This window comes from Pseudomonas sp. GL-B-26 (genome assembly GCF_019947405.1).
Taxonomy (GTDB): Bacteria; Pseudomonadota; Gammaproteobacteria; order Pseudomonadales; family Pseudomonadaceae; genus Aquipseudomonas.
On the sequence record NZ_JAGYGJ010000024.1, the window covers coordinates 78452 to 99920 of the forward strand.

Consider the following 21469-nt stretch of genomic DNA (forward strand, 5'->3'; position numbering starts at 1 on the left):
GCCGCAGGCTGCGATCTTTTGATTCAGGCCTGGGCAACAAATTGCCAGCCAGAAAAATCAAAAGATCGCAGCCTGCGGCAGCGCCTACAAAGGATTTGTAAAGCTATGGAAGGAACGTGCAGATCAGGTTCGGGTGGCAAGGCCATCGCGCTCGACAGCCTCCGGCCGTTTACCTCACCCGAATGCTCTCAACACCCCGATCATGGCAGGGCCGATAGCGACCAGAAAGAAGCTCGGCCACAGACAGAAAATCAGTGGAAATATCAGCTTGGTGCCGATTTTCGCCCCCATCTCTTCGGCGGCCTGCGTACGCCGGTCACGGAATTCGTCGGAATAGATGCGCAGGGTTTCGGCCACGCTTGTACCAAAGCGGATACTTTGCGCCAAAAGGCTGACCAGCCCTTGTACATCATCCAGACCAGTGCGCAGGGCCAGTTGTTTGAGCGCCTCGGTACTGGAAATGCCCGCGCGGATTTGCGCATTGACCAGGGCCAGTTCTTCAGCCAGTTCGACCTGACTGACCGACATCTCCTCAGCCACCCGTTCGATGGTCGCGGGCAGGGCCAGGCCCGACTCCACGCACACCACCATCAGATCCAGCGCATCCGGAAACGCGGCACGCAACCGACCTTGTCGCAACTGCTTACGCTTGGCGACATATAGCCCTGGCACCAACCATCCGATACCGGCCACCATGACCACCAACAGCAGCCCCATAATCAGGGAAACCTTGGGAATCATCGGCAACAGCAGCACCGCAATACCGATCAATAACAGCGGCAACATCAAGCGCACTGCCCAGTACATCTGCACCGCCGACGAGGAACGGTACCCCGCATGTATCAACAGGGTCTGGGTGACGGACGTCTGAGCCGATTCGGCCGAGCCAAAGCGCTGTCCGACCCGCTCCAGCAATAGTTGCAGATTACCCGGAGCCTCCTGCCCTGCGGTGTTGCCTAAATGACCACGCTTGATCAGCGCCAGACGACGCTGTACCGGATCCTGAAGCCCCATCATCAGCAAGATCACGGCGACGACCGCAAGCACCGTACTCAAACCGATCGAGGCGATGAACAACAGACGCGCCAGCTCCTCGTTCCCCGTGACCCGACTGAACAACCCGAGTAAAAAGTCCATGACCTGTACCTCCCGGTAGCGAATACCGCTTAAACCTGAATCCGGATGATTTTGCGTATCCAGAAAATCCCGAGCAACATGGCGCAGAACGCCCCGATGATCAGCTTATGGCCTATGGGATCATTGATCAGCACAGGCAGGTAACTGGGGCTGGTGAGTACGATCGCGATCGCCAGCAAGAAGGGAATCGCCACCAGCACCCAGGCCGACATCCGCCCTTCCGCCGACAGGGTTTTGATCTTGCGCTGAAAGCGGAAGCGCCCGCGAATCAGACGACTCAGACGCTCCAGCACTTCCGTCAGATTGCCGCCGGTCTCGCGATGGATGAGGATCGAGGTCACCAGCATCATCACCGTCATGCTCGGCATCCTCTCAAGCAGGCCGAGCATGGCCCGACGTACATCGTTGCCATAGTTGATATCGGCGAAGGTCAGACCGAACTCCTGAGCGACCGGCCCCTTATGCTCCTCGGCGACCAGGCGCAGGGTTTCGTTGAACGGGTGTCCAGCGCGCAGGGCACGGCACATGGCATCCAGTGCATCCGGCAGGCCTTCCTCAAACGTAGCGAAGCGTTTGCCACGGTCACGAGAAATTTTCAGCAGTGGTACCCAGAACACTCCGAAGCCCGCCAACAGTGCCATCCACCAGACTGACGAGATCATCCAGATCGAGATGCCTGCACAGGCGCCCAGGAACAGCCCGAGCAACAGCACCCGATAAGCACGATATTCATGACCGGACTGCTCGATCACCTGGGTCAGGCTCGCCATTAAGGGCAACTGCTCGAGCATGGCCTCCAGTGGCGATAAGCGCGTCAGGTATTTCTGTCGCAACACCGTCTGCATGTTGGGCTGATTGTTGGCTTTCTCCAGAACATGCAAACGGCCGCGGATGCGCTTGCGCATCTTGCCGGCCTCGCCGAACACCGGCACCACCACCCCCTGGGACAGGAGGAACACAGCGATAAACACCATGCCGAGGAAAATCAGAATGAATTCACCAGAAATATGGCTCATGACTGCCGTGCCTCCATCCACTCAGGCCTGAACATCGTAAGCGGCAACTCGATACCGCGCTTGGCCAGCACATCGCGGAAGGCGGGGATCATGCCGCTGGGCCGAAAATCACCCAGTACTTCGCCGTTTTCGCCCACGCCTTGGCGCACGAAGGAGAAGATTTCGGTCATGGTGATGATCTCGCCCTCCATGCCGTTGATCTCCTGCACACTGACCAGGCGACGCTTGCCGTCCTCCTGGCGTTCCAGCTGGATGACCACTCCGATGGCCGAAGCGATCTGTTGGCGCATGGCCTTGATCGGGAAGGTCGCCCCGGTCATCGACACCATGTTCTCGATCCGCCCCAGGGCATCGCGTGCGGTGTTGGCGTGGATCGTGGTCAACGAGCCGTCGTGACCGGTGTTCATCGCTGTCAGCATGTCCAGCGCCTCGGCGCCGCGCACTTCGCCGATCACAATGCGGTCCGGACGCATCCGCAAGCTGTTGCGCACCAACTCCCGCTGGCTCACCTCGCCACGCCCCTCGATATTCGAAGGCCGGGTTTCCAGGCGTACCACGTGGGGCTGTTGCAACTGCAGTTCGGCTGAGTCTTCGATGGTAACGATCCGCTCGTTGTGCGGGATGAAACTGGACAGCACATTGAGCATGGTGGTCTTGCCGCTGCCGGTACCGCCGGAAATCAGCACGTTCAAGCGCCCACGGACAATCGCCTTGAGCAGCAGGGCAATGGCCGGGGTCAACGCCCCCACCTGGATCAGGCTGTCGGTATTGAGCAGGTCCACGGAAAAACGCCGGATCGACATGCTCGGACCGTCGATGGCCAGCGGCGGAATAATCGCGTTGACCCGCGAACCGTCCTTGAGGCGCGCATCCACCAACGGCGAAGACTCGTCGATACGCCGACCCAGGCTGGAGACGATGCGGTCAATGATGTTCAGCAAATGCTGATCATCGCGAAAACGCACATCGGTGCGTTGCAGCTTGCCGAAGCGCTCGACATACACTGAGTCATGCCGGTTGACCAAAATGTCGGACACAGTGTGATCGGCCAGCAACGGTTCCAGAGGACCCAGGCCGAGCACCTCGTCGGTGATCTGCTTGATGATTAACTGGCGGCTGACGGTACTCACCGGTGCCGTATGCTCATCGAGCAGGCGCTGGCAAATATCGCGAATCTGCCGAGCAGCCTCGGCCTGCTCAAGGGAGTCCAGCAAGGACAGGTCCATGACCTTGAGCAACTGCTGGTAGATCTTTTCCCGCCACTCGGCCTCCACCGGGGTGACCTGGCTTCTGGTTTCGTAAAGAACGTCCGGCGCTGTACGCTCCCACGCCATTAATTCCTCTGCCGGATCCAACAGGTCGTCGCCCGGTTGGGCAGCGGCGGGTTTACCGGACTGTTTGCGCAAGCGGTTACGAAAGTCGCTGATCATGGGTCATCCCCCGAAAAAACGGTTGAAGGCACGTTTGAGCAAGCCTTTGTTGCCGGCCAGCTGTTGACCGACCAGGTCCTCGGTCATGTTGCGCAGTGCAGCGGTGATCGCTGCCCTCGGCGCATGCAGCCCCAACGGCACGCCAGTGTTCTGACTCTGGCTGACCAGATTGAAGTCGTTGGGTAACTTCGACAGATTGGTGCAGCGCAGCGCCTCGCCGATATCTTTGAGGCTGACCGCTGCCGACTTGTCATAGCGGTTGACCACTATCTGCAATTGATCCCCACGCACGCCCAGGTCTTCGCGAAGAATCCGCACCAGGGAGCTGGCATCGCGCAGATGGCTGACGCTCTGTTGCACCACCACGTACACCCGATCCACCTGCTCCAGCACAGAGCCGGTGAGGTGATCGATTTGCCGCGGCAGGTCGATCACCACCCAGCCATAGCTGGCGCGGGCCAACTGCAACAGGGTGTCAAGTTGCTCGGGTTGGGTATCCTGCGGCAAACACAGCTCACCGGCCCGACCGCCCAGCACATGCAGGGTCGGGCTGAAGTGACTGCAAAAACCGCGTAACGCGACGCTGTCCATGCCGTCGATCTGGTGCAACACCTCCAGATGGCTGTGCGTCTGCGCCACATCCAGATAATGCGTCACGCTGCCAAATTGCAGGTCCATATCCAGCAACAGGGTGCTGCCACCCTTGATGCTGAGTTGCTGAGCCAGGTTGCAGGCCAGCAGGGTTCCGCCAGAGCCGCCCTTGGCGCTCATCACGGCGATCAATTTTCCTTCTGCCCCACTGCCGGTCCGAACTTCTGTGACCAGACGATTCAAGGCGGCGACCAGTTCGGTCTCGGCGATGGGCTCCGGCAGCACGTCCCGGGCACCGGCCTGCATCGCCAGGCGCATGGCTTCCTGTTCGCTCAGCAGTCCGCACACCAACATCGGCGGACGCTCATGGGCCGGGCGCTGCAACAGTGCCGACAGTTCTTCACGCCACAGGTGGCTAACGCGCAACAGCAACAGATCGGGCATCCGATCCAGACCGTAGAGCGGGTCGACATGCCCATTGCTCACCAGGCGAGTACTCACCTCCAGGCTGGGCATGCGTTGGCAGACGCTCTGCAGGTCGCGCAAAGAGCTGGCGTCACGGCTGCTGATCAGCAACCTGAGCCCGGCTTTGCCGGTCGAACTGGAGACTGGTGTTTCCTTGGTATTCAGCATGGCGTGATCTCCCCGGAATCGGAATGACGCCCGAGGCTTTCGCGTGGCAACGTTGCCCTGAATGCAGGCAAGGTAATGGGCACGCGGAGCCCGGGAATAAACAGATTGAATACGAAGTTTTGCAGACTCAACTGGACATAGCGGATGGCACGAAAACCGTTGGCACTGACAGTGTCAGCGGGGTTGGCCACCAGAGCACCATTGACGTCCAGATAGGTCAACGTCAGGTTAGTGGTAGCCAGATTGCCGATCAGCTGGCTCGTACCTGCGTCGGTCGCGGCATTGAATATCGCCCGCCGCAGAACCACCGGATCGCTGATATTGCACACCGAAGCCAGGCGCGTACCACGCCGTACGGCTTCATCCAGTGCATTGACCGTGAAGTACAGGCGGCCCATTTCCAACACGCCGAACAACAGCGTGAACACCAGTAGACCAATGAAGGCGAACTCCACCGTATAGACGCCGCGCATGTGTTTTCTATTCATCACAGTGCCCTCATCACGGTAGTGGCAACCAGCGGAATGCTCAGCGCAATCTGATTACCAAAGAAACCCGGAATCGAGCCGCCACAATTGCCAGCACCAATCACCGGGCAGAACGTGTAAGTGATGGTGACCCGCACATGGTCGCTACCCACTGCGGCGACGACCACGTTGCCAGTCGTCAGCCCTGACACCACAGCGGTCCCGGTGTTGGCAGGCACACCATAGACCGCAACGTTTTTCGTCTGGGTCAGTAGCGTACTGCTCAGAGCGACCTGACCAAGCGTCGAGTCCCAGGCCTGGCTAGCGACGAAACGGTCGGCATCGCGGCTGGCCTGCAGCAGCACGTTGTACTGATAGAGCATGCGGCCGAACTCACCGAAGGCCAGCAACAGCAACAGCAACACCGGCAGGACGAGGGTGAATTCCACCATGGCCAGGCCTTGCTGGCGCTGCGGATGTTTAAACCCGTGAAGTCTCATGACGCCTCCTACGAGTCAGTGCTCGGAATGCCAGTGCCGCTGCCGATATAGGTTTTGTAGAGCTGAATGATCTGCGGCCCGGAATCGGTTGACGGCGAGGGGCCTGCCACATTGTCGCCTTCGCACTCCTTCACGAACTGTCCGAAGATCTGCGCGTCCCCACCACCGCCATCCATTGGCTGCACCACGTAATAGCAGCCGAAACCCAGGACGGGGATCGAGGTTGAACCGCCCTGCTTCCCGGTGCAGTTGCCCACCACGATTTTCATCATCCGGCGCTCGAACACCCCATTGCTCTGACAGCCACTGCCCCCTGCCACACACGCGGCAGTGCTCGCATGCCAGTCGTTGTAGTCAAATATCTCGTTGCTGCCCGCGGTGAGATTGCCGTTGCTCGAGATGACGGCTTGCCCTTTGTACTTCGCTTGTGGCGGGGAGACTGAGTCGTCGTAAGTGATTGCGGGGGTGCTGGACGTGGTCACAAGGTCCGGCGGATAGTCCGAGGCGCTGACCGGGCCGTTATAGATGCCGAAGCGCGTATTCAGGCCTTGAGACGCAGGGCCGACCATGTTGCCGGGTGAGGTCTGGACATTGTCCCCCACAGAGCGGCAAACCTTGCCGCCTCCGGCCAATTCATCCCTGACGCTACTGCCGCCCGAGCCAAAATCGAGCAACTGAAAGTTGCCTGGACCAATGGGCGACGAATTGCCGGCCGCCGTCTTCAATACTTGCAAATCACCAAACTGGAAGCCCCAGAACATGCCAGCGCCCGGGTTGTATTGAGTCGAGTCGCCACAGACCATCAAAGGTGCGAGATCACAAGGACTGGTAGGGCTGGGTCCAGCGGTGGCGATCGCCGCCACTGCTTTGGCCCCCAGGCCGCCAGAGCCGAATACCTGAGCGAAGTTCCAGAAAAACCCCGTCAGGCTATAGTTCGGTACCGACACCCGAACGTACTTGGCATCCGAAGGCCCAGGAAAGGAGAAAGGTCCATAGACGGTTTTCGCCAGTTCTACCACCGCAAATGTGCCTGCGTTGCCGCCAATAGCCGTGGCCAATTCGTTGTTGCCCGTGGCATTGGCATTTTGCATCAGCGTATTGAGCGCGGCAGCCTGCGTCACGGCGTAAATGTTGGTACCACCTTCCACCTGACTCAGGGTTTTGGCGCCACTCAGGGCGGCGGCGTCCACCGCATTCTGCAGGCGCGTTTTGTTCAGCATCATATGCCCGCCGTCCAAAGCCAGCGCCGCCACCATGCCAATCACCGCCAACGCAATCACCATCAAAACACTCACCGATCCTTCCTGGCGCCTTGGCGTCGCAGTGAACGGCCGCTGATTACGAATACTCATCATCAAGCCCTCGTTTGCCAATACTGATCCGGATCGGCTCCGCCAATACTTTGGTGCCCGGGCACCCCTACCGCCCTGTCAACGCTTGACTACACTGGCTTCGGTCCCGCGGATAACGGTAATAGCCCCGCCACCCTCGCCACTGCTGCGCTGTACCACGCGTTTTGGCGCCGCGACAGCGGCCACAGCCAGGGCCGGCACAACAGGCGCAACGGCTGCGGTTTTCTTCTCGAGGTTCAGTGGGTTACGCAGCGCCAGCTGCAACTTGCCTTCCGTCTGCGCCGTGACCAGTGCTTCCGCTTCAGAGGCCGACATCTCCAGCGTCACTGCGCGCACCACCACTGGTTGGGTCTTGTCGGTACCCGCCGTCTGATCCACCGCCAACACCCGCAAGTTCTCGAGGATGGTCCTGGACACGGCACTGTTACTGCCGGCACCGGTGGTTTTGGTCGCCAGTACATCGACCCGATTACCCGGCAACAGGAATCCGCCGACACCGACCACATCGTCCACACGTACCGATATGGCGCGTTTGTCGGGGGCAATCAAAGAGGCCAGGGTGCTGCCACCCAAGTGCTCACTCAGACGCGCCCCGCGCACAATGTCGCCCCGCAAAATGTCGAACGTAGCGATCTTGCCCACTGCTTTTTCGCTGGAATCGAAGGCATCGTCCGGGATCGTGTCCATGGGCATGCGTACGGTCGTGACCTGCTGGGCCTCGACCATCTGCCCGAATGGAATCTCTACCGTGGCGACCACCACGCTTCGAAGGTGGTCATCCGGACTGGCGTTGAGACGTGCGCTCAACCAGGTGTCGGCCATCCATGCAGCTCCAAGGCCCATGACCAGGGAGACGCCTATCAGGGAAAGAGTACGAGAGCTCATGTCAGTATCTCCGTATCAAAGAAAGTTGAGCTGGACGAAGTAGTTGTGCCAGGCCCATTCCAAATCTTGCGGTGACAGTGGTCCGGAACCGCCCATATAACGCTGACGATCGAGCGCCATGTTCAGGAGATCGCGGGGATGGCAAGGCACCAGGGGCATGCCTTCACTTGCATAGAGCCTTTGCAGCACATAACGCACCAGCAACTGGTCATAAGGCATGCCCAGACGCTCGCTTTCCTGGCGCCAGATCTTTTCGTACTCCTCGGGCTTCAGGTAACCGAACTGCAGCTTGTAGCCAATCCGGCGAAGGAAGGCCTCATCGGCCAGTTCCAGAGGATTGAGGTTGGTGGAAAACACCAGAATCAGATCGAACGGCAGTTCGCAATGCCGACCGCCGCCCAGGTTGAGGAAATCGCGTTTCTCTTCCATCGGGACGATCCAGCGATTCAACAGCTCGGCGGGGGCCATGCGCTGGCGCCCCATGTCGTCGATGATGAACAGGCCATTGCTGGCCTTGAGTTGCAAGGCGGCCTGGTACTGACGGGTGAAAGGGTCATAGCGAACGTCCAGCTGCTCCATGCTCAATTCACCGCCCGTAATGACAATCGGGCGCTTGCAGCACAGCAGTCGACGGTCGATCCCTTCGTTGAGCATCAGATTGTTCTGCTGAGCGTTGTCATCGAGCCGCTGATGCACCTGCGGGTCATAGATCTCGATCACCGCCTCGTTGATGACAATGGCATGAGGAACCCAGATGGCCTCGGCGAACAGACGGATCAGCCGACTGCTGACATAGGTCTTGCCGGTACCCGCGGGGCCATAAATCATGATCGCCCGCCCGGAGTTCATCGCTACACCCAACTGATCAAGCATCCCCTCCGTGAGCACTACGCCAGCAAGGGCATTGCGCATATCGTTGGCGTTGATGCGACCATGGTGAATGGTCTGCAGTTTGATCAGGGACCGGTAGGCACTCACCGGGAAGGGTGCCGCTCCTATATAACCGCTGCGCGACAGGGCATCACGGGCGGCACTGCGTCCACGTTCGGTCAGGCCATAACGCAGCATCTGCCCGCCCGTTTGACTCACCTGGCCAAGCACTTCGACACGACCATCCTTGCGCAGAAACGCCAGGACCTCTTCAAGTACCGCGCCAGTCAGCGCCAGGCGTTCCACCAGCCGCGACATGTCCAGCACACCGGCATCAAACAAATGCTTGCACACCAACTCACCGAGAAAACTGTCGGTCAGACCAGTCTCGCGGATTGTGCATGGCTGAGGAGCCAGTCGTTGCACCGCGCCCCGATCGCAGGGGTAGGCATCACTTTCGACGATGACGTGCATGACTAAGCTCCCAATCCGCCGGCAACCAGTTGCCAGTAGACGCTGTTCAAAGTGCCGACCAATATTGCAATCGAATAAGGGAAAGGCTTGCCGGCTACTTCATCGGAATTCGGCGCCAGATAAGCCTGCGCCCTCACAATCAGCCAATAACGCCCCAGGGTTTGAAGTAATTGACCGCGGAACAGCACGATCAGGAAACCGCACACGCCACCGGCAATCAGGCTAAACATGGCAGCCCACAATGCGTAATGAACCGGTAAAAAACTGCCGACCATGGCCATTAACTTGACGTCACCGGCGGCCATGCCACCCACGGCGTACATCGGTAGAAACAGCCCAAAACAGATCAGCATACCCAACAGGCTGTCACCCAATCCGCTGACACCGCCTGAATAGACTTGACCAGCCATTCCCAGGGCAAGGCCCAACAGGACCAGCATGTTGGAAATACGGTGGCGAAGCAGATCGCTCACCACCGCCACGCCCAAAAGTCCTATCAGTAAAACAGTCGATACCATCAGTTCCGTGGACATGGCGTGTCTCCCGACTGGGGATTATCGTTATCAGCAGGCAACGTTGCCATTGACGGCTTTGCACAACGCTGTGATTTGGGTATTCACCGCGCCTCCAAGCAGCACAAACGTTGCGGCGACAGCCACCGTAATCAAACCACCCGCCACCGCGTACTCCACAATGGTCAGGCCATCCTCGTCTTTGATGAACTTCAGCACCGAAGCCTTGATTGTTTGCATATTCATTTTGCTCTCCCATTGCAGCGACCAATTCGCTCAAAACGTACTGTGATAGACACAACGCGAAGCCCATAAAGAAGGTTGTCCGGCAGCCTCATCCGCTAAACAGAAGCAACCGCCGGCTCCATGGGCATCGACCTGCCACCTAACGGGAATTATCGTTATGGGCAGCTGCCAGCTTTGACCGCGTTGCACAGTCCCTTGATTTGGGTATTCACCGCGGTTCCAAGCAATACAAACGTTGCGGCGACAGCCACCGTAATCAGCCCACCCGCCACCGCGTATTCCACAATGGTCAGACCATTTTCGTCTTTGGCGAATTTCACTACCGAAGCCTTGATTGTTTGCATGTTCATTTTGCCCACCTCACTCGAATGTTGTTTTTTCTGAGGCAGTACGTTTTGCGCTGCCTGATGCAACCCTAGTCAGTGTGAAGGCATAGGCGTTAGGAGGATTTTGCACATCGCTAGGACTTTTTTGCGGAGCGGCCAAATAGGGGTCATTGGCCTTTGCAGAAGTAACGGGAGGGGTAAACAAGGCATGGCAGGGCAAATGCGATTGTCATTAATTCACAAGCGATAAGCGGTTCAACCCGGCTCATCTAAAACACACGAGCAAACAGTCGCCCGCGGCTGCTTTCCAGGCAACCCATAGAGCGAAAAGAACTAAAAATCGTCTTTCCTATCGAGATTAAATCTGCAAGGTGATGGCACATTGACGATACTCCTTAGCGACAAGAGTCACTAAGAATCCAAGAGTAGAGACATGACGTCCAACTTGACCAGAAGGCCAACGCTCCTATGGTTCGATCTGACTCATGATCGATCCACGAAAGAACTCATCGCGCAGTTCGAGGGTACCTGCGACTGCAAACTGGCGAAAAACTCCGTGCTGCCCATCGGGGAACACGCAGACATGATCTGCATCCATTTCGATCGCCCCGACACACCAGGCTTGAGGCTGTTGCTGGAGATCAAACGCAGCGCACCGGCCATCCCAATCACCATGTTCACCGTGCAGCACTCAGAGGAACTGGCCGTTTGGGCCATGCGTTCCAGCGTCTGGGAATACATAGTGCTCCCCCTCTCGGTCACCGAGAGGAGTCGCTACCTGACTGCTGTAGTTCAGCTCTGCGAGCTGCGCCGGAATGTTATCGACCACCGCAAGACACTGCTGATCGACCACTCCCCGACCCTGCCGGACAGCATCCGGCTGACCTCCGGGCACCAAAAACATCAGGCGCTGAGCAACATCATGCTGTACATCGAGCAGCACTTTCGGGACAGCATTGATCAGAGGGATTTGGCACAGCGCTGCGGCATGACGACATTTCGCTTCAGCCGCCTGTTCAAGGAAGCCAATGGACTTGGCTTCACGGATTACATCTTGGACAAGCGCATGAACTTCGCCAAAGAACTGCTCGACAACAGCCAGATGCCTATTACCAGCATCGGCTATGAGGCCGGCTTCAAGGATCCTTCCTACTTCGCTCGTGCCTTCAAGCAGTTCGCAAACTGCACGCCCAGCGAATACCGCTTGGCACGCCAACTCAGAGCGACTGCAGCTGCGCAAATGGTGCAAGATGAAAAAACCACTGAAGCGCTCGAAAGCCTGGTACAAAGCCTCAGCGGTTGATGCGGCTTTATACGCGCACACAAAAACGCCGCTCATTGAGCGGCGTTTTTGTTAAATATGGAGCGGGAAACGAGACTCGAACTCGCGACCCCGACCTTGGCAAGGTCGTGCTCTACCAACTGAGCTATTCCCGCAAATGGCGTCCCCTAGGGGACTCGAACCCCTGTTACCGCCGTGAAAGGGCGGTGTCCTAGGCCACTAGACGAAGGGGACACGCTAACTGAAACACATGGTGTGTATTTCAGTGCCCAAATCCGTATCCGAAGATACCGGTTCTGGTTTCACTCAGCGCTGCCCGAAAGCAACGCTGTTTAAAATTGGAGCGGGAAACGAGACTCGAACTCGCGACCCCGACCTTGGCAAGGTCGTGCTCTACCAACTGAGCTATTCCCGCATTGGCGTCCCCTAGGGGACTCGAACCCCTGTTACCGCCGTGAAAGGGCGGTGTCCTAGGCCACTAGACGAAGGGGACACACGTACAACATTCACTCCCTACCGCGTTTCGCTGTGTGCTTTACGCTGTAAGTGGCGCGCATTCTATGGATGGATTGAGGGGTCGTCAACCCCCAGATATAAATTTATTTAAATCAATGACTTCGCCCTGCTTTGAGACACTAATCCGGCCTTTCCGTCGCCCGGGGTTTGACGCCTATATTCTGACACCCGCCAAGACGTTATAGTCCACCCACGCCAAAGATGATGGCAATGTGCACCTCGCACGCTATTACTTATATAAGCAGGAACGCGGCCGATACAGGCAGTGCGGTAGCCGATTCAACTCGCTGAGTGGCGCTATGCGTCCCAAAGCCAAGCCACTACACTCGCACGCGAACCCCATAAAGAGGTCTTACCGGTGACACCACTCATGATCACCCTGCTAGTCGTAGCCGGGATCGCACTATTGATCGCCATTGGCTACATGAACCATGTGGTGGAAAACAATAAGCTGGAAAAGGCCCGCACCAAGGTTGAGCTCAACGATCGTCTGCGTCGTTGCGGCGAAATTACCGAGACCTTTCCCGGCCAATTGATGACACCGGGCCTCAAGCTGCTGTTGACCCGTCTGGAATTGAACGTCTGCCAACGCCTGCTCAATCTGGAAAAAACCAGCTCCAACCTCAAGGCACGGATTGGCGAACTGAGCGCCTTGGTCGGCCAAGGCGAATCGATCCCGGTCAACAACCCGCCAGCACCGATCCAGACCGAAGCCAAAGCCAAAGACGTACGCTTCCTGCTCGAAGCCCTGCACGGCCAAATCACCCGCGCCGCACAGGACGGCTTCCTGCCAACCAACGAAGCCAAACGCTGGATCCGCGAAGTTCGCCACATCCTGGTCCTGCTGCACATCGAATTCTTCAACAACCTCGGCCAGCACGCCCTGCAACAGAACCAGCCCGGCCAGGCCCGCCTGGCGTTCGAACGCGGCGTGCAATACCTGCGCAAACAACAGGAACCCCAGGTCTACGCCGAACAACTGGAATACCTGGAAAAACTCCTGGCTCGCGCCAACGCACAAGTCATGGACAACATAGCCCCGGTAGAAGGCGAAGTGAACCAACTGACCGAAGGCCTCAAAGACGTCGAGGCCGATGCGGACTGGAAGAAAAAAGTGATCTACGACTGATCACAAAAAACAGAGAAGCCACCTGAACAGGTGGCTTTTTTTTTGCGTTGAGTTTGGTGTGTACACCTTGGAAAGATAGGTCGGCCGTCAAGTCGCCATCGCGAGCAAGCCCAGCTCTCACAGGGGATCGGCATACGCCTTTCGCCCCTCACCACTCAACAGGCCGAGCGTTAGCTCGCCTGCAGCTTGTGATCTTGATCCACCCGCCCCTTCGGGAGGCTGAGTGGAGGTGTTCATCTGGGGGGAAGGCGCGCAGCACCGTTCGACGAAGTCGAACACATCGAGAGGAGGTCGAAGCGAAGCCGACCGGAGGCGATGCCCCCAGATGAATGCCGGAGCGAAGGAACGCCGAGCCTAAGCGAGGGGCCGGACGCTCGGGGCGAGACCTTTGCTTCCTTTGGGGCGTTTGCCAAAGGGAGTCGCCGTAAGGGCGAAACCATTAGCAGCCGTTACCGCAGCAACGGATATGTACACAGAAAAGAATCAAAGCCGAAAGTGCCCCACCATCCCCTTCAACTCAACCCCCAACTGCGCCAACTCAATACTGGAAGCCGCATTCCCCTGCATCGCCAACGAAGACTGATCCGCACTGGCCCGAATACTCGTAACACTGCGATTAATCTCCTCAGCCACCGAACTCTGCTCCTCGGCTGCCGCTGCAATCTGCTGGTTCATCTGCTGAATCAATGACACTGCCGCCGCAATACTCCCCAGCGCACTCTCAGTCTGCAACGCATCACTCACCGCCAGCTTCACCAGCTCGCCACTGTTCTGAATCTGCTGAACAGAAGACTGAGCCGCCGAACGCAAGGCGCTCACCAGTCGTTCAATCTCCTCGGTCGATTGCTGAGTGCGCTTGGCCAGGGCCCGCACTTCATCGGCCACCACCGCAAAGCCCCTGCCCTGCTCGCCGGCTCGAGCCGCCTCGATCGCGGCGTTGAGGGCCAACAGATTGGTCTGCTCAGCCACACTCTTGATGACGCTCAGCACCGTGCCGATGTTCTGGATTTCCGCACTCAAACTTTCGATGCTCGAACTGGCCGAGGTGGCTGAATCCGCCAACTGTTCGATCCGCGCCATGCTCTGGCGCACCACCTGCTGACCACTTTCAACCTTGCCATCCGCCGTCTGCGCCGCCTGAGCGGCCTCCTCCGCGTTACGCGCAACGTCGTGCACGGTGGCGGTCATCTGATTCATCGCGGTAGCAACCTGTTCGGTCTCTTCCTTCTGGCTGCTGACTTCAAGATTGGTCTGCTCGGTCACCGCCGACAGCGACTGCGCTGAACTGGCCAACTGTTCGATACCCGCCTGCAAACCACTGACAATACTGCTAAGCCCTGCGCCCATCTGCTGCATGGCCTGCATCAGTTGCCCGATCTCGTCACGTCGGGTCACTTCAACCGTCGCACTCAAATCGCCAGAGGCAATCTGTTGAGCAACACGGATCACACTGCGCAGCGGTGCCACGATCAACCGGGTAATCACCCAGGCCGCAATCAGCCCGACCAGCAACGCCAGCGCCGAGGAACCGATGATCAGCAGCGAGTTCTTTTTCAGCTCCACCTGCATCGACTGGTCTTCGGCGACATAGGCCTGATCCACCCGCTCCACCACCTGAGAGGCGCGCTGATGGAGTTGCTCATAGACGGTTTTTTCCTGCGCCAGCAGGCCGGTGTATTCGGCGAGTTTTTCGCTGAATCCGCCAATGTGCCCGACCACTTCATTGAGGACCGTCTGGTACCCCTCATCCTTGACCGTGGTTTTCAGCTGCTCGGCCTGGGTCAGTGCCTGGTCGGCCTGCTCAATCTTGCCCTGCCCTGCGCTGTCGTCGCCCTTGCGGCTCAGGTCCAGGCGCACACGCGCTTCGTTCATGGCTTGCAACATCAACCGCGACACCTGGCTGACCTGACTGGCCTGTTCGATAAACTGACCACCGTCCTTGCCTTCGGATTCCTTCAAGGTATAAGCGCCGTCATCGGCCAGCCCGGCCTGCAGCACGTCGAGGTTATTGGCCACGCTGGACACCGACCAACTGGCCATCTCCAGTGCCAGGTCCTTGGCCTGGCTGAGCGAGACGAACTCGTCGAAGGCCTTGCGGTAAGCCCCCAAGGACTGCTCGACGTCATTCATCACCGGCACGTTGGCCGCAGACGCCGCTTTCAGTTGGGTTGCCAGAGCGAGCAGGCCGTCAACACCCTCGCGCAGCGCGTCTGCGGTTTTCGGGTTGCCGTGCAAGGCGTATTCCTGCTCGAGCAGTCTCACCTTGAGCAAACTGCTGTTGAGCGACGACATCTGCTTGAGCCCCTCGAAGCGCTGGCTGATGGTTTGCAGGGACCATACGCCGATGGCCGCCACCAAGGCGGTCAACAGCAGCACCAGTACAAACCCGACACCCAGTTTTTTCGCCATACCGAGGTTGGCAAAACGTCCTTGCACGGCCGAAATCATTGCACTTAGTCCCCTGACATAGTCTGTTGACGCAGATTCGCAACGGGCCTGTATCAACACAAGTCTCTGGCGTCTGAATAATGGCAAAAAGCTACGCCCGCGTCGTTTTCAGAACGCTTTAGGTCGATCCAGAGCGGTGGCCTGAAAAAACGCCCGGGCTCGTGGATCACAGGCATAGGCCACATTGATACGCTGCCAGTCACTGGCCTCTGCGGTGGGACTGAATGCCGTCGCAGAAGACAACAGGACACCGAAGCGCTGGGCTTGTTTGCGCACCTGAGCGTAGTCGGACATCCGCGATCGCGCCCAGATGAACAAGCCACCGACGGGCTTGCCAAACACCTCCCATTCGGCGTCTTCAAGCACTTGCAACGCAGCCTCTCTGTCATTGCTCAAACGCTGGCGCTGGCGCTGGACCAATTTTCGGTAGGCACCGCTGGCTAAAAGGCTTGCCAGCACCGACTCGCAAAACCGTGAAGCGCCCATGCTGCTGATCATCTTGACCTCGGCCAGCCGCGAAATAACCCCGGCGCCGGCCACTACAAAACCGACCCGCAAAGAACTGCTGAGGGTTTTGGAGTAGCTGCCGACGTAGATCACGTTGTCATCGATACCCAACGCAGCGAGGCGCGTACCGGGGCCGCTGTGCAAATCCGCATAGACGTCATCCTCGATGACCAGAAGGCCATAGGTTTTGGCCAGTTGCACAACCCGCTGCGCCACCGCCGGCGCCAGGCTGCTGCCAGTGGGATTGTGATAGAAGCTATTGATAAAGATCCCGCAGGGCCTGTACTTAACCAGCAGTGCCTCAAGCGCTTCAATGTCCGGTCCGTGCGGGGTTCTCGGCACCTCGATCATGCTGACACCGTGCAGCCTGAGCAGGTCGAACAGCAAGGAATAACCGGGATTCTCCACCACCACGCAATCACCCGGCTTGAACAAGGTCCGCACGATCAGGTCCAGCCCCTGACTGGCCCCCGCCGTTGTCAGGATCCGGCTTTCCTCCACCACGATATCCAGCTGTTTCAGCCGTTTGTTGATCTGTTGGCGCAAGGCTGGCAGGCCCAGCGGCGTGCTGTAGTTGAACAGGCCGGCCATGTCGGTGCGACTGACCTGACGGATCGCGTAGCTCAGGTCGTCAGTTTCGCGCCAGCTCTCGGGCAGTCCGACACACCCCAATTTGAGTTCGCCCGAGGTGCGGCCCTGCTTCACTTCTGCCCCCTCGAACCCGGGGCAATCCTGTTGCCCCTGAGCGGCCAGCGCTGGCACGGCGACAATGAAACCGGCGCCATGACGCGACGCCAGCACCCCTTGAGTCACCAGACGCTCACAGGCCTCAACGACGCTGGACTGACTGAGCAAATTGATCCGGGCGATTTGCCGCACGGAAGGCAAACGCGTCCCCGGCGGCACCTCGCCATGGCGAAGCCAGCAGGCTAGTGCGTCGACGACTTGCTGTACGACCGGCACCATTGCCTGTCGATCGATTCTCAACTCCATGAGCAAGCAAACTCCTGTCCGTTTTGCGGGAAACAGTTAATCACAGGAGCGCTCGATCAGCTGTGCGACAACGCCGCTAAAACCGTCGGTTCTAACCATTTGAAACACATTGTCCGGCACCTTTAAGGAACCGAAAAAAAACCCGCACAAATGCGAGTTTTTTCCTACGTTTCACTGCCTGGATTCAGAACGCCGTAACGCCACCGTCCACTGCCAGTGAATGCCCCGTGGTGAACGCTGCGCCGTCGCTGCACAGGTACAGCACCGCACTGGCGATTTCCTCAACCTTGCCGATGCGCCCGACCGGGTGCATGGCATTGGCGAACTCGCCCTTCTTCGGGTCGGCCTCATAGGCACGGCGGAACATGTCGGTGTCGATCACCGCCGGACACACCGCGTTCACCCGAATCTTTTTCTTGGCATATTCGATGGCCGCTGATTTGGTCAGGCCGATCACCGCATGTTTCGACGCCGCGTAAATACTCATCTTCGGCGCAGCCCCGAGGCCGGCTACCGATGCGGTGTTGACGATTGCACCGCCGCCCTGGGCCAGCAGCAACGGCAACTGGTACTTCATGCACAACCAGACGCCTTTGACGTTGACGCCCATGATCGCGTCGAACTCATCGACCGTGCCTTCGGCCAACTTGCCTTTCTCGATCTCGATGCCCGCGTTGTTGAAGGCATAGTCGAGACGGCCGTAGGTGTTGACCACTTCGTCCATCAGATTTTTTACATCGCTTTCCAGCGTGACGTTGCAGCGCACGAAGGTGGCTTCGCCGCCACCCGTACGAATCAGCGCCACCGTGCCCTCACCACCCGCCACGTCCAGGTCGGCCACGACCACTTTCAAGCCTTCAGCGGCGAACGCCTGGGCGGTCGCGCGGCCAATGCCATTGGCGGCGCCCGTTACAACGGCGACCTGGCCAGAAAACGTCATGCTCATTGTTATGTCCTCGAAGAGAAGATGCGGGGGAATCGCGTGTTCGCAATCTAGCCACAAGGGCCTGCGGCGCGGCAGCACTATCAGAAGGCCGGTTGGGTGCCCATGAGTGACAGTGATAAAACCGCCGGTTCGACTATCACTGCACTGAATCGATGTGCATTCGCCGCATCAGCCAAACTTGCGGCATCGTTCATGAAGGTCTATCAACAAGTCTTCATTCATCTTGAGTGCCTGTCATGACTACCCAGACCAATCGCCAGTTCCTGCTCGCCAAACGTCCGGTGGGCGCGGCGACCCGCGAGACCTTCACCTATCAAGAAGTACCGGTCGGCGAACCGGCTGCAGGTCAGATCCTGGTCAAAAACGAGTACCTGTCCCTGGACCCGGCCATGCGTGGCTGGATGAACGAGGGCAAGTCCTACATCCCGCCGGTCGGTATCGGCGAAGTGATGCGCGCATTGGGCGTAGGCAAAGTCGTTGCCTCGAATAATCCTGGATTCGCGATCGGGGACTACGTCAACGGTGCCCTGGGTGTGCAGGATTACTTCCTCGGCGAGCCACGAGGTTTCTACAAGGTCGATCCGAAACTGGCGCCTCTGCCGCGCTATCTGTCGGCGCTGGGCATGACCGGGATGACCGCTTATTTCGCGCTGCTCGATGTCGGCGCGCCGAAGGCTGGCGACACTGTGGTGCTGTCGGGCGCGGCCGGTGCGGTGGGCAGCATTGCCGGGCAGATCGCCAAGATCAAAGGCTGCCGCGTCATCGGCATTGCCGGGGGCGCGGACAAGTGCCAGTTCCTGATCGACGAACTGGGTTTTGACGGTGCCATCGATTACAAAAACGAAGACGTCCACGCCGGCCTCAAGCGCGAATGTCCAAAAGGCGTCGATGTGTATTTCGATAACGTCGGCGGCGACATTCTCGACGCGGTGTTGAGCCGTCTGAACATGAAGGCGCGGGTGGTGATCTGTGGCGCCATCAGCCAGTACAACAACAAAGAAGCGGTCAAAGGCCCGGCCAACTACCTGTCGCTGCTGGTCAACCGCGCGCGGATGGAAGGTTTTGTAGTGATGGACTATGCCGCACAGTTCGCGGCCGCCGGACAGGAAATGGCTGGCTGGATGGCCAAAGGGCAGCTCAAGAGCAAGGAAGACATTGTTGAAGGACTGGAGACGTTCCCGGAGACGCTGATGAAATTGTTCAGCGGCGAGAATTTCGGGAAGTTGGTGTTGAAGATTTAAAGCGGTAGATCAAAAGATCGCAGGCTGCGCCAGCTCCTACAGGGGGAACGCGATCCCATGCAGGAGCTGCCGAAGGCTCGGGCCGCGTTCGGACGATCTTTTTACGCCAGTTCAGCGACTACGGCTGCCAACGCCTTGGCTGGATCCGCTGCCTGGCTGATCGGACGGCCAATCACCAGATAATCGGAACCGGCATCCAGCGCCTGACGCGGGGTCAGAATGCGGCGCTGATCGTCCTGGGCGCTGCCCGCCGGACGAATCCCCGGGGTCACCAGTTGCAGCGACGGGTGCGCCGATTTCAGGGCATGGGCTTCGAGGGCCGAGCACACCAGACCGTCCATCCCGGCTTTTTCCGCCAACGCGGCCAGGCGCAACACTTGCTCCTGCGGCTCGATATCCAGGCCGATACCCGCCAGATCTTCACGCTCCATGCTGGTCAGCACGGTCACGCCGATCAGCAGCGGTTTCGGACCGGTGCGCTGGTCAAGCACTTCGCGGCACGCGGCCATCATGCGCAAACCACCGGAGCAGTGCACATTGACCATCCACACGCCCATCTCAGCAGCCGCCTTGACGGCCATGGCGGTGGTATTCGGGATGTCATGGAACTTGAGGTCCAGGAACACTTCGAAACCCTTGTCACGCAGGGTGCCAACGATTTCCGAAGCGCAGCTGGTGAACAGTTCTTTACCGACTTTGACCCGGCACAGCTTCGGGTCCAACTGATCGGCCAGCTTCAGTGCGGCGTCACGGGTGGGGAAATCCAGGGCGACGATGATAGGAGTCTGGCAGGCGGACATGAGTGGGCTCTCAGGCAGGTCGAAATCGGCGCGCATTGTAGCGGAACCAGCGCCTCTGCGGGACCCGATGATCGGTAATTCGTCGAGGCGGCTCAAGCAAGACTAGACCTTGCACCCATTGTGTCGAGTCAGATACACACATGACACGCCTGCAACACCCTTCAACGTTACCTTCGGCAGCCGCAACACGTCCTACAGCACTTCCCGCCTCCGGGCCGGACGCCTATGCTGAAACCACAACCTCGCAGCCCATCTTTGTGGTTGGCAGCCTACCTGGCAGATGAACGCACGCATGCACAACCTCCTCGCACCTGTGAATGACGATCAAAAAGCGCCCGGTGATGACAAACGCTGGAGCATTCGCGCCCTGATCGTCGACGATGACGTCCCGATCCGCGAACTGATGATCGACTATCTGGCCCGGTTCAACATTCACGCCAGCGGCGTCACCGATGGCGCCGCGATGCGCCTGGCGCTGCAAGCGGAGCATTTCGACGTGGTGGTGCTCGACCTGATGCTGCCCGGCGAAGACGGTTTGTCACTGTGCCGCTGGCTACGCGCCGAATCGGACATCCCGATTCTGATGCTCACTGCCCGCTGCGAACCCACCGACCGGATCATCGGCCTGGAACTGGGCGCCGACGACTACATGGCCAAGCCGTTCGAACCGCGAGAATTGGTGGCGCGCATCCAGACCATTCTGCGCCGGGTGCGCGACGATCGCACTGAACAGCGGGCCAACATCCGTTTCGACAATTGGCGCCTGAACAGCGTGCTGCGCCAATTGATCGCCGCCGATGGCCTGGTGGTCCCGCTGTCCAACGCCGAGTTCCGTTTGCTCTGGGTGTTCATCGAACGCCCGCGCCGGGTACTCAGCCGCGAACAACTGCTGGATGCCGCTCGCGGTCGCTCGATCGAAGCCTTTGATCGCAGCATCGACTTGCTGGTCTCGCGCCTGCGCCAGAAACTCGGTGATGACCCGAAAGCGCCGCAGCTGATCAAAACCGTTCGCGGTGAGGGCTACTTGTTCGACGCCCGAGACATCGGCTGATGCGCGTGCGCTTCGATACGCTCTTCGGCCGCCTGTTTGGCATGCTGCTGGTGGCGATCATCCTGGCGCACTTGTTGGCATTTTTCTGGTTTCACTATTACGGCCCGCCGCCGCCCC

20 protein-coding genes, 4 tRNA genes and 2 pseudogenes are annotated in these 21469 nt (G+C 58.8%); 5 read left to right on the forward strand and 21 right to left on the reverse strand.

Features of this window, described 5'->3' with window-relative positions; translation table 11 throughout:
• Positions 1 to 174: 174 nt before the first annotated feature.
• The 12 genes from KGB23_RS17155 to KGB23_RS17210 form a co-directional block, all read right to left on the reverse strand.
• Entirely contained in the window at positions 175 to 1137 is a 963-nt protein-coding gene (locus KGB23_RS17155) for a type II secretion system F family protein (RefSeq protein ID WP_223431924.1), read from the reverse strand.
• A gap of 29 nt (positions 1138 to 1166) precedes the next feature.
• The gene (locus KGB23_RS17160) at positions 1167 to 2153 is read right to left on the reverse strand and encodes a type II secretion system F family protein (protein WP_223431925.1); all 987 of its coding nucleotides are present in this window, start codon (positions 2151 to 2153) and stop codon (positions 1167 to 1169) included.
• On the reverse strand, positions 2150 to 3583 hold the full coding sequence (locus KGB23_RS17165) for a CpaF family protein (protein WP_223431926.1): 1434 nt from the start codon (positions 3581 to 3583) through the stop codon (positions 2150 to 2152). Before KGB23_RS17165 ends, KGB23_RS17160 begins: the two co-directional genes overlap by 4 nt.
• Before the next feature lie 3 nt (positions 3584 to 3586).
• A complete protein-coding gene (locus tag KGB23_RS17170) occupies positions 3587 to 4807 on the reverse strand; it encodes an AAA family ATPase (RefSeq protein WP_223431927.1) in 1221 nt (406 codons plus the stop codon).
• A complete protein-coding gene (locus KGB23_RS17175; protein WP_223431928.1) occupies positions 4801 to 5295 on the reverse strand; it encodes a TadE/TadG family type IV pilus assembly protein in 495 nt (164 codons plus the stop codon). Before KGB23_RS17175 ends, KGB23_RS17170 begins: the two co-directional genes overlap by 7 nt.
• Positions 5295 to 5774, reverse strand: coding sequence for a TadE/TadG family type IV pilus assembly protein (locus KGB23_RS17180; RefSeq protein ID WP_223431929.1), 480 nt, complete (start codon positions 5772 to 5774; stop codon positions 5295 to 5297). The genes KGB23_RS17175 and KGB23_RS17180 overlap by 1 nt, the downstream gene beginning before the upstream one ends.
• A gap of 8 nt (positions 5775 to 5782) precedes the next feature.
• Entirely contained in the window at positions 5783 to 7129 is a 1347-nt protein-coding gene (locus tag KGB23_RS17185) for a TadE/TadG family type IV pilus assembly protein (RefSeq protein WP_223431930.1), read from the reverse strand.
• A gap of 75 nt (positions 7130 to 7204) precedes the next feature.
• Positions 7205 to 8011: a Flp pilus assembly protein CpaB gene (gene cpaB, locus KGB23_RS17190; protein WP_223431931.1), complete on the reverse strand. Its 807-nt coding sequence runs from the start codon at positions 8009 to 8011 to the stop codon at positions 7205 to 7207.
• Between the two features lie 15 nt (positions 8012 to 8026).
• Positions 8027 to 9355, reverse strand: a complete 1329-nt coding sequence (locus tag KGB23_RS17195) for an AAA family ATPase (RefSeq protein WP_223431932.1) — start codon at positions 9353 to 9355, stop codon at positions 8027 to 8029.
• Positions 9356 to 9357: 2 nt separating this feature from the next.
• On the reverse strand, positions 9358 to 9888 hold the full coding sequence (locus tag KGB23_RS17200) for a prepilin peptidase (protein WP_223431933.1): 531 nt from the start codon (positions 9886 to 9888) through the stop codon (positions 9358 to 9360).
• 30 nt (positions 9889 to 9918) lie between these two features.
• Entirely contained in the window at positions 9919 to 10113 is a 195-nt protein-coding gene (locus KGB23_RS17205) for a Flp family type IVb pilin (RefSeq protein ID WP_223431934.1), read from the reverse strand.
• A gap of 155 nt (positions 10114 to 10268) precedes the next feature.
• Positions 10269 to 10463: a Flp family type IVb pilin gene (locus tag KGB23_RS17210; protein ID WP_223431935.1), complete on the reverse strand. Its 195-nt coding sequence runs from the start codon at positions 10461 to 10463 to the stop codon at positions 10269 to 10271.
• Positions 10464 to 10872: 409 nt separating this feature from the next.
• Here KGB23_RS17210 and KGB23_RS17215 point away from each other — a divergent pair, with 409 nt between their 5' ends.
• Positions 10873 to 11742 (forward strand): response regulator transcription factor, encoded by an 870-nt coding sequence (locus tag KGB23_RS17215; protein WP_223431936.1) that lies wholly within the window; start codon positions 10873 to 10875, stop codon positions 11740 to 11742.
• Between the two features lie 58 nt (positions 11743 to 11800).
• Here the strand turns inward: KGB23_RS17215 and KGB23_RS17220 are convergent.
• The 4 genes from KGB23_RS17220 to KGB23_RS17235 all read right to left on the reverse strand — a co-directional run bounded on the left by KGB23_RS17220 (position 11801) and on the right by KGB23_RS17235 (position 12214).
• Positions 11801 to 11876 (reverse strand) — tRNA-Gly (locus KGB23_RS17220).
• Positions 11877 to 11879: 3 nt separating this feature from the next.
• A tRNA-Glu gene (locus KGB23_RS17225) sits at positions 11880 to 11955 on the reverse strand.
• Between the two features lie 105 nt (positions 11956 to 12060).
• Positions 12061 to 12136 (reverse strand) — tRNA-Gly (locus KGB23_RS17230).
• Between the two features lie 2 nt (positions 12137 to 12138).
• Positions 12139 to 12214, reverse strand: a tRNA-Glu gene (locus KGB23_RS17235).
• 393 nt (positions 12215 to 12607) lie between these two features.
• Between KGB23_RS17235 and KGB23_RS17240 the strand changes: the two genes are divergently transcribed.
• Complete coding sequence (locus KGB23_RS17240; protein WP_191623573.1) at positions 12608 to 13366, forward strand: hypothetical protein; 759 nt, start codon at positions 12608 to 12610, stop codon at positions 13364 to 13366.
• 483 nt (positions 13367 to 13849) lie between these two features.
• Here the strand turns inward: KGB23_RS17240 and KGB23_RS30465 are convergent, their stop codons facing one another.
• From KGB23_RS30465 to KGB23_RS17255, 4 genes and pseudogenes are all read right to left on the reverse strand, one after another.
• On the reverse strand, positions 13850 to 14731 hold the full coding sequence (locus KGB23_RS30465; RefSeq protein ID WP_371317146.1) for a methyl-accepting chemotaxis protein: 882 nt from the start codon (positions 14729 to 14731) through the stop codon (positions 13850 to 13852).
• A pseudogene (locus tag KGB23_RS30470) lies at positions 14711 to 15814 on the reverse strand (HAMP domain-containing protein); the annotation flags it as partial. The pseudogene KGB23_RS30470 and the gene KGB23_RS30465, both read right to left, overlap by 21 nt.
• 108 nt (positions 15815 to 15922) lie before the next feature.
• Entirely contained in the window at positions 15923 to 17314 is a 1392-nt protein-coding gene (locus KGB23_RS17250; RefSeq protein ID WP_223431938.1) for a PLP-dependent aminotransferase family protein, read from the reverse strand.
• Positions 17315 to 17498: 184 nt separating this feature from the next.
• Complete coding sequence (locus KGB23_RS17255) at positions 17499 to 18260, reverse strand: SDR family oxidoreductase (RefSeq protein ID WP_223431939.1); 762 nt, start codon at positions 18258 to 18260, stop codon at positions 17499 to 17501.
• Positions 18261 to 18496: 236 nt separating this feature from the next.
• Here KGB23_RS17255 and KGB23_RS17260 point away from each other — a divergent pair, with 236 nt between their 5' ends.
• The gene (locus KGB23_RS17260; protein WP_223431940.1) at positions 18497 to 19501 is read left to right on the forward strand and encodes an NADP-dependent oxidoreductase; all 1005 of its coding nucleotides are present in this window, start codon (positions 18497 to 18499) and stop codon (positions 19499 to 19501) included.
• Between the two features lie 101 nt (positions 19502 to 19602).
• On the opposite strand, the gene pyrF is transcribed toward KGB23_RS17260, so the two are convergent.
• Positions 19603 to 20301, reverse strand: a complete 699-nt coding sequence (pyrF, locus tag KGB23_RS17265; RefSeq protein WP_161990885.1) for an orotidine-5'-phosphate decarboxylase — start codon at positions 20299 to 20301, stop codon at positions 19603 to 19605.
• Positions 20302 to 20593: 292 nt separating this feature from the next.
• On the opposite strand from pyrF, the gene KGB23_RS17270 reads away from it, so the two are divergent.
• Together KGB23_RS17270 and KGB23_RS17275 are read left to right on the forward strand one after the other, a co-directional pair.
• Positions 20594 to 21352 carry a response regulator gene (locus KGB23_RS17270; protein ID WP_046046464.1) on the forward strand — a complete coding sequence of 253 codons (759 nt, stop codon included), beginning with the start codon at positions 20594 to 20596 and terminating at the stop codon, positions 21350 to 21352.
• A pseudogene (locus KGB23_RS17275) lies at positions 21352 to 21469 on the forward strand (two-component sensor histidine kinase); the annotation flags it as partial. The gene KGB23_RS17270 and the pseudogene KGB23_RS17275, both read left to right, overlap by 1 nt.